General features: G+C 25.4%; 2 protein-coding genes. Both read left to right on the top strand.

Annotation, left to right across the window (positions count from 1 at the left end):
• Positions 1-732 (top strand): ABC transporter ATP-binding protein (locus VN21_RS09815; protein ID WP_408633645.1); only part of this gene is annotated, 732 nt, incomplete at its 5' end.
• On the top strand, positions 719-2547 hold a 1829-nt coding region (locus VN21_RS09810), incomplete at its 3' end, for an FtsX-like permease family protein (protein ID WP_046823105.1). The genes VN21_RS09815 and VN21_RS09810, both read left to right, overlap by 14 nt.

Below are 2547 nucleotides of genomic sequence, written 5' to 3'. Positions count from 1 at the left end.
AAAAGTATTAAAAATAATAAAAATACATTTAAAATTCTAGAAAATATAAACTTAGAGGTTAAAGATGGAGAGTTTATAAGTATTATGGGGCCTTCTGGGGCAGGGAAAACTACGCTTTTAAATATAATGTCTACTATTGATAGACCTAGTGAAGGAAAAGTTTACTATGATAATGAAGATGTCCATTCTTTAAAAAATAAAGAATTATCTAGGTTTAGACGTGATAATATAGGTTTTATATTTCAAGACTATAATTTATTAGATAACATGAGTATAGAAGACAATATAGCACTACCTCTTGTTATAGCAAACGAAAAACCTGATAAAATACAAAAAGAGGTTGAAAAATTAGCTAGTTTTTTTGGAATAAAAAAACATTTGAAAAGCTATCCATATGAATTATCAGGGGGACAAAAACAAAGAGTTGCAGCAGCAAGAGCCATAATAACTTCACCATCTATTATATTTGCGGATGAACCTACAGGAGCATTAGATTCAAAATCTGCATCAGAACTTTTAAGTTGTTTAAAAGAGATGAATAAAAAATTTAATGTAACTATAATAATGGTTACACACGATGCATTTACAGCAAGTTACTCAGATAAAATTATTTTCATAAAAGATGGTAGGCTAAACACTAGGATAGATAGTAATGGAAATAGAAAAGATTTCTTTAAGCAAATAATGAACTTATTAACTTCTATGGGAGGTGAAGTAAGTGAATTTATTTAAGCTAAGTTTAATGAATATAAGACAAAGTATAAAAAACTATGGAGTTTATATTTTCTCTATGGTTTTCTCAATTGCTGTATTTTACAATTTCACAACTTTAATTTTCAGTAAACAATTCATTGAAATAAAAGACTTAAATGCAGTATCTATGGCAGGAGGAATGTGCGCTTTTGTTCTAATATTTTTCTTTATATTTTTTATCTCTTACTCAAGTAAATTTTTTATAGAACAAAGAAAAAAAGAGTTTGGAATATACACATTTATGGGTGTTGAAAATAAGCAGATCGCACTGATGTTTTCATTAGAAGCACTTATAATTGGGCTAATATCAATGATAATTGGTATGGGGATTGGAATACTTTTGAATAAGATATTTTTAATGATTTTAGTTAAACTATCTTATGTAAATAAAGTAATAAATTTTGAGATAAACTTTATTTCAGTAATTCAGACTTTACTAATATTTTTGATTATATTGATTGGTGTTTTTATAAAAGAATATATTTGTTTAATAAAAACAGATATAAGTAAACTTATAAATGCAAAAAAAATATACCAATTAGAAAATAACAAATTAAACAATACTAAAGGGGTCATAGGATTTATAATAATTATTCTAGGGTACTTGCTAATATTAAAATATAAAGAAGCTAATGTGGCATTTCCGATAGCTATAATGGCAACGGTAATTATGACTATTATAGGAACTCATTTTTTATTCAGAGGATTTTTCTCGATTTTTATAAGAAATATTATAAAAAATAAAAAGAGGTTATACTCAAAAACAAACATTGTAAGTTATAATAATATTATTTTTAGGATAAAAGATAATAATAAAACCTTAGCTCAAGCTGCAATATTAATAGCTTGTAGTTTGACTTGCATAATGGTTGCATTTTGTATGAGTTCTTGTTTTGCAACAGGATTTGAAAATGAATACCCATATAGTATATATTATACAAGTGAAAATAAAAATGATGATAAGTCTTTAGATATGGCTGTAAATTTAAGTAACGAAGATGTTAAGTATAAAACTACTGTAGATTTAATTCCATACAAATCAAATTTAAGTATGTATATAAATGATGTGTATTTAGTTAAATATTCAGATGTAGAAAATTTGTTAAAACATGGAAAAGTAAAACATGAGAAAGATATAGAAAAAAATAAACCACAAAAAGGTGAGGCAATTTTATTAATAGATGCAAGGGTTATGAATGCATTTAAAATAAATGATAATTTAAAAATAAGTAATGAATCAATAAAAATTAATAAAAATATACCTTCTAATATAATGGGACAATCAACTAATGGTACACTAGTCTTAAATGATAGCGATTATGAAAAATTAAAAACTAAGTTAAATAAAAAAGAAGTATATTTTAAAGCTATCACACTTAATAACTTTGAAAACACTAACTCGATAGCTCAATACATGAGAGAAAATTCAAAAAGTGAAATTTATAGTGCTGATCAATTTGATAAAACTATATATTATGCAATAAATGGTGTATACTTTGTAGGATGTTTTTTAGCACTTGTATTTACAGTATCACTAGGTAGCATCATGTATTTTAAATGTATCCAAGATGCTAGTGTTGATAAAGAAAGATTTAATACTTTAAGAAAAATTGGAGTAAGTCAAGCATATATAAATAAAGCGGTGTTTAAACAATTAGGAATATTTTTTATACTTCCTGTTATTGTTGGATCTGTACATGGTATTGTTGCAGGCTATGCTGTTAATTCCATGTTTAACTCAGACCGTTTAGAGCTTATCGGAGTATCATTAATTATATTTAGTTTTATATACTT

The sequence above is a fragment of the Paraclostridium benzoelyticum genome, assembly GCF_001006285.1.
GTDB lineage: Bacteria > Bacillota > Clostridia > Peptostreptococcales > Peptostreptococcaceae > Paraclostridium > Paraclostridium benzoelyticum.
Note: the sequence above shows the minus strand (reverse complement) of the source record. Positions and strands in the feature narration are given on the sequence as shown.